The sequence below is a fragment of the Gottfriedia sp. NPDC056225 genome (assembly GCF_042267765.1).
Taxonomy (GTDB): domain Bacteria; phylum Bacillota; class Bacilli; order Bacillales; family Bacillaceae_G; genus Gottfriedia.
The window spans coordinates 1-6,516 of record NZ_JBHJTJ010000097.1 but is presented as its reverse complement, the minus strand read 5'-3'; the positions used below and the strand labels follow the sequence as shown (position 1 = coordinate 6,516).

The following is a 6,516-nucleotide window of genomic DNA, read 5'->3' as shown; positions in this document are numbered from 1 at the left end:
TTTAAAGGCATAATAAATCCCCCTATAGTAGATTACCTATCCATTATAAGGGATAGGCTTTTTCCCGTGTCTACTATAAAGGGATAATATCAATACTGACAGTCTTTTTTTAGTTTAAAAATCAACATTTTAATTAAACAGAGACTAAATATTAAAGAATGATTAATAGAAAACAGATTGATAATTTAATGTTTTTTTTAGATAGGGATTATTGATAATTAACAAATTTGAATTACGGAAATTAAATAATAATATTATGTAAACTGAAAACTAGTTATAGAATCAATATTATTTTATTAAACGAATAATAGGACATTGACTACTCCCAAAGAATACTTTAAAATTACCTTTAATTCAAGGTAATTGAAAGGAGTTGATATGATGAAAAATGATAAAATTTCAATAACTAACTCGCTCCAATTATTTTCAGAAATTAGTAGGGCAAATCGATTTATAACTGATTCTTCAATTAATAATATAAAGTGTTTTGGATTAAACTTAACTGAATTTGCAGTTTTAGAGTTGTTATATCATAAAGGCGATCAGCCAATCCAACAAATTGGTAAAAGAATATTAATTTCAAGCGGGAACATGACCTATGTTTTAGATAAACTAGAGGCAAGGCGATATATTAAACGATTGCATTGTCCTAAAGATCGTAGAGTAATCTATGCAGCTTTGACTGATGAAGGTAGGAACGTAATTTGTACCATTTTTCCAGTTCACCGAGAAATGATTCATCAACTATTTTCCGAATTAAATTCAGTTGAAAAAGATATGTTGATTTATTTATTAAAAAAAATAGGATTAAATGAGAAAAAATCTCAATGTAAAGATAACTTGATTCAAAATAAATCATAGCGAAAAGCTGTCATTAGACGGCTTTTTTTGTTAAGGATGGAAATAATAAAGATAGACTAATAGTTAAATGAGGTATGTAATTATGGAAGAGAAGTTTAAAGGTAAATCAGTCATCATTACAGGAGGGGCTAATGGTATTGGTGAGGGGATTGCTCTTGCTTTTGGAAAATTAGGAGCAATGGTTTTTATTGCTGATATTGACGGGGAAAAAGGAAAAAAAGTAGTACAGAAAATTGAGGGTAATGGTGGAAGAGCACTATTTCATAAAACAGATGTTGGGATCGAAGAAGATATAATAAATCTTATTAACAGTGTAATCGCTCAAACTTCTAAACTTGATATTTTAATTAATAATGCAGGAATCTCTGTTTTTAAGCCATTTTTGAGCTTAACTACGGATGAATGGGAAAGAGTAATCAATACAAACTTGAGAAGTGTTTTTATATCATCCAGAGAAGCTGCCAAAGTGATGGGAAATGGAGGAAGAATCATAAATATGGCATCAACTAGAGCAATGATGTCGGAGCCGAATTCAGAGGCTTATGCAGCATCTAAGGGTGGAATTGTATCAATTACCCATTCATTAGCTGCATCATTACAACCAAATGGTATAACAGTAAATTGCATTAGCCCCGGATGGATTGAGGTTAGTCATTATGAGGAGTTAAAAGAAACTGACCATCTTCAACATTGGTCGAACAGAGTTGGTAAACCCGAAGATATAGCTAAAGCTTGTATTTATTTAGCAGATCCAGATAACAGCTTCATTAACGGTCAAAATATTATTGTTGATGGTGGGATGACAAAGAAAATGATTTACGAAGAATAGAAAAAGCAAGGGAAAGTAACTCCCCTTGCTTTTTCTTATTCATTGCTGATTCGCTTGAGCTTACTTTCCTGTATTCTCGCCCTAAAAATATATCTTAATAAATAGGGTACTACGATAAAGATAAAAAGTGTTCTAAATAGTTGATAGCACATAATGACAGTGATATCCGCGTCTACTTCTTTTGCAATAAGTGCCATTTGATCCATTCCGCCAGGTGCTAGACTTAATAGGGCGGTTATATGATCAATGGTGTGAATATGTGTTAAAAAGATACTAGATAAAAGTGAGAAGGTTAATAAAATTACGCCACTTAAGATTGAAACTAAAACTATTTTTAATTTGTTTGCTAATTTTTCTGGTTTCAATAATAGACCAATATAACTTCCCATCATTAGCTGAGAGCAATTCAAAATAACAGATGGTAATGCAGGGCCATGTAGTCCAGATAAATTAAGAATTATTGAGGCAACCATCGGACCTAATAGTAATGCGGTTGGAAAATTAATTTTCTTCCCCAATATTCCAAGTAAAGTACAAGCAATCGCAAAAATAAATATATTTGGGAATAAGTCATGCCAGCTTGCTGAAGAGTGATGAATTGCTTCTGAAATTGCATTTTTATGAGTATTAAAAAAAGGGCTGAAAATTAGTAGGGGTATCATAAAAATAATCATCATAAGTCTCGAAATTTGTAGGAAAGTCACAATCGTAAAGTCAACATCTTTTATTTCTTCTGCAAGGGCGATCATTTGGCTTAAGCCACCGGGGATACTTCCTAATAAAACAGTAGGATAATGTATATTAAATAGTTTTGAAATAATTATTGAAATTGTAATCGTAAAAAGAATTAGAAGGAATGTCATCAAAAGCATAGATGTTAATTGATGTCCGATTTGTATAAAAGTTGAAGCAGTGAATGATAGCCCAATCGTATAACCGATTATAATCATCGCAGAATCACGAATTTGACTTGGCCAATATAAGCTTATTCCTTTAATTTTAGAAAAAATAAGTACAAAAAACATTGGACCTAAAAGCCAAGGGATTGGTAGGTTAATTAATTGAAAAATCATTCCGCCAATAATTGCAATGATTAAAGTAAGAAATAATTGAATCCACTTATTATTGTTGTATTTTAATACCATTTTTTCACTTCTTTTCAAATTATAAAATTTTAATGAACATTTGATGTTTACATTTATTCATCGCACTAGTTGTGATAATATCATTATTGACCTTAAGTTTATGGTATGCAAGGTTTTTGCTTAGTCAGATGCTTTTTTGGGTAATTAACAGGATAGCAGAACTAATCGAAGGATATATTAATTATAGTAAATATTTTACAATTATGATGTATCTAAACTTTTGCAAATTTTAATTAGAAGGGACTAATTGAATTGGCTAAACAACAAATAGGCGTTATTGGTTTAGCAGTAATGGGGAAAAACCTAGCTTTAAATATTGAAAGTAGAGGTTTCTCAATTTCTGTATATAACCGATCAGTTGAAAAAACAGAAGAATTTTTAAAAGAAGCAGAAGGAAAAAATGTAGTAGGAGCATTTTCGATCGAAGAATTTATAAATTCTCTTGAAACACCACGTAAAATATTAATTATGGTAAAAGCTGGTGCTCCAACTGATTCAACTATTGAAATGTTATTACCACACCTAGATAAAGGTGACATTTTAATTGACGGTGGAAATACATATTATAAAGATACTCAAAGAAGAAATAAAATGTTGTCTGATAGTGGAATTCATTTTATTGGTACAGGCGTTTCTGGTGGAGAAGAGGGTGCTTTAAAGGGGCCTTCAATCATGCCTGGCGGACAGAAAGAAGCTTTTGAACTAGTAAAACCGATATTTGAAGCTATTTCTGCAAAAGTCAATAATGAGCCTTGTACAACCTATATTGGACCAGATGGCGCAGGTCACTACGTTAAAATGGTTCATAATGGAATTGAATATGGAGATATGCAATTAATCTCAGAAGCTTACTTTTTATTAAAAAATGTTCTTGGCTTAAGTGCCGATGAGCTACACCAAGTATTTAGCGAGTGGAATAAAGGTGAATTAGATAGTTATTTAATCGAAATAACGGCTGATATTTTTACAAAAACTGACGAAGAGACAGGTAAACCACTTGTTGATGTTATTTTAGATACAGCAGGACAAAAAGGAACTGGTAAATGGACAAGTCAAAGCACACTTGATTTAGGCGTACCTACTTCAATTATTACTGAGTCTGTGTTTGCAAGATTTATTTCAGCAATGAAAGAGGAACGAGTAAAAGCAAGTAAGTTATTATCTGGTCCGTCAACTAGCTCATATACTGGAAATAAAGAGCAACTGATTGAAGATGTTCGTAAAGCACTTTATATGAGTAAAATTTGCTCTTATGCTCAAGGATTTGCACAACTAAGAGCTGCATCTGATGAGTATAACTGGGATTTAAAATACGGTGAGATCGCCATGATTTTTAGAGGCGGATGTATTATTCGTGCGGCATTCTTACAAAAAATTAAAGAAGCATATGATCTTGATGCGAATCTTTCAAACTTATTACTTGATCCTTATTTCAAAGAAATTGTAGAGAGCTATCAAGGCGCATTACGTAAAATTAGCGTTGTAGCAATAGAGGCTGGTGTACCAATTCCATGTTTCTCAGCTGCATTAGCATATTTTGATAGTTATCGTACTGAAACGCTTCCAGCAAACTTAATTCAAGCACAAAGAGATTATTTTGGTGCACATACTTATGAACGAATTGATAAAGAAGGTAAATTCCATACTCAATGGACTTAATTTTAAGTTTTAATTTGTTCCTGAACTAAAAAAGTTACCCCCTCTACATTAAGAGGGGGTAACTTTTTTAGTCTTTAATTTCATTCTTTGTGTTCATTTAATCGATCAGAAACAGGCCACCATTTATGACCGTCAACTGTCAATAAAGTATCAGCTTCATTTGGTCCCATTGAACCAGAATTATATGTTGTAAGGGGTGCTAAATTTTGGTCCCAAGCTTTAGAGATCACATCAACAAAGCTCCAAGAGTATTTTACTTCATCCCAATGGGTAAAGTTTGTTCCATCACCTAACATACAATCATAAATTAATCGCTCGTATGCTTCAGGGGTATTTATACAATCAACACAATTATTATTAAAAGTTAATTGAATTGGTTTTGTGTAACCTTCAGAGCCAGATCTTTTTGCATTTAATTGTAAGGTAATGCCTTCATCTGGTTGAATATGTATAATCAATAAATTTGGTGACATTGGTTCTTTTGTATTGTAGTAAAGGTTCATTGGTATATCTGAGAATTGTACAATAATCTTCGTAGATTTTGTAGCCATTCGTTTTCCTGTTCGAATATAGAATGGAACACCTGCCCATCTAAAATTGTCGATATAAAGTTTTCCTGCAACAAATGTTTCAGTTTGTGAATTTGGATCAACATTGCTCTCATTTCTATATGCAGGTACTTCTTCAGCGTTAATTACACCAGCATCGTATTGTCCACGAACAAAATAATCTTTAACTTCGTTTTCTTCAATTTTTCGAAGAGCCTTAAATACTTTAACTTTTTCACTACGAATTTCTTCTGTTGTTAATTTAATAGGAGGCTCCATAGCAAGTAAAGCTGCAACTTGAAGCATATGATTTTGAACCATATCTTTCAAAGCACCAGAATTCTCGTAATATTTTCCACGGTCTTCAACACCAAGAATTTCACTTGAAGTAATTTGGATATTGGAAATAAATCGATTATTCCAAAGCGGCTCAAACATCGCATTCGCAAAACGGATTACTTCGATATTTTGAACCATTTCTTTACCTAAATAGTGGTCAATACGGTAAATTTGATTTTCTGAAAATGCTTCACGAATTTCATCATTTAATTCCATAGCGCTAGGCAAGTCATGACCAAATGGTTTTTCGATAACAATTCGACTCCAGCCTTCTGTATCGGCTAAACCATTCTTTTTTAACTGCTGAGCAATTGTACCGAAAAACTCAGGTGCCATTGCCAGGAAGAAGATACGGTTACCAGGAATTAAATAATGGTTATCTAAGTTTGTTAATAAATTGCCTAATTCTATGTATGATGATGCTTCTAATACTTCAAATTGATGATAATAAAAATGAGATAAAAAGCTTTCAATTTCTTCATCAGAAGTCGCAATTGATTTAATTGATTTTTTCACAGTTTCACGAAACTCATCATTTGACCAAGGTCTTCTACCAACACCTACAACCGCAAAGCCTTCATCAATTTTTTGACTTAAAAATAATCTATATATTGAAATAAAAAGCTTTCTTTTTGCAAGATCTCCTGTTGCGCCAAAAATTACGATTACTGCTTTAGGATTTACTTTAGTTTTCAATGAATTTACCTCACTTCTTCAACATAAATTACTAACTTATTTTAGTAATAATCAAGGCCGATTATACAAATAATGTAAAATCCCTTTCAAAAATAATGATTTGAAAGCATTTTCATCAATTATTAGAAAATAAATTAAATTACCAAATTATTCATCTTTTATCATAAACAAAACGAACAGTTTCGTAAACAAAAGTCTTGATAAAATTAAAACATTTTTCCTACTTTTTTACTTGAAAATAAAAGGTTTAAGAGCGAATAAGAAAATACACGACTTTTTGCTTGTTTGACAATGAATTAATGGTAAATTTTTAGATTAAAAATTAAAAAGAGATTAAATTAAGATAAGAGAAATTTGATAAAATCTCAGTTTTCTAGTAGAATTGAATTAAGTTAGTGTAATAATTTGGAAAATATAGTAAAATTGATATGAAAATGTT

Annotated in this window: 5 protein-coding genes; 3 read left to right on the top strand and 2 right to left on the bottom strand. The window is 31.5% G+C overall.

From position 1 onward, the window contains the following. Positions 1-378 precede the first annotated feature (378 nt). Positions 379-861 (top strand): MarR family winged helix-turn-helix transcriptional regulator, encoded by a 483-nt coding sequence (locus tag ACFCYN_RS24775; protein WP_172444487.1) that lies wholly within the window; start codon positions 379-381, stop codon positions 859-861. Between the two features lie 82 nt (positions 862-943). Beyond that, a complete protein-coding gene (locus tag ACFCYN_RS24770; RefSeq protein ID WP_172444488.1) occupies positions 944-1,690 on the top strand; it encodes an SDR family NAD(P)-dependent oxidoreductase in 747 nt (248 codons plus the stop codon). 35 nt (positions 1,691-1,725) lie between these two features. Here the strand turns inward: ACFCYN_RS24770 and ACFCYN_RS24765 are convergent, their stop codons facing one another. After that, a complete protein-coding gene (locus ACFCYN_RS24765) occupies positions 1,726-2,835 on the bottom strand; it encodes an AbrB family transcriptional regulator (RefSeq protein ID WP_172444489.1) in 1,110 nt (369 codons plus the stop codon). 252 nt (positions 2,836-3,087) lie between these two features. On the opposite strand from ACFCYN_RS24765, the gene gndA reads away from it, so the two are divergent. Next, positions 3,088-4,494: an NADP-dependent phosphogluconate dehydrogenase gene (gndA, locus tag ACFCYN_RS24760; RefSeq protein ID WP_375952677.1), complete on the top strand. Its 1,407-nt coding sequence runs from the start codon at positions 3,088-3,090 to the stop codon at positions 4,492-4,494. Positions 4,495-4,574: 80 nt separating this feature from the next. Here gndA and zwf read toward each other — a convergent pair whose 3' ends face one another. Next, on the bottom strand, positions 4,575-6,077 hold the full coding sequence (gene zwf, locus ACFCYN_RS24755) for a glucose-6-phosphate dehydrogenase (protein WP_172444491.1): 1,503 nt from the start codon (positions 6,075-6,077) through the stop codon (positions 4,575-4,577). Between the last annotated feature and the right edge of the window lie 439 nt (positions 6,078-6,516).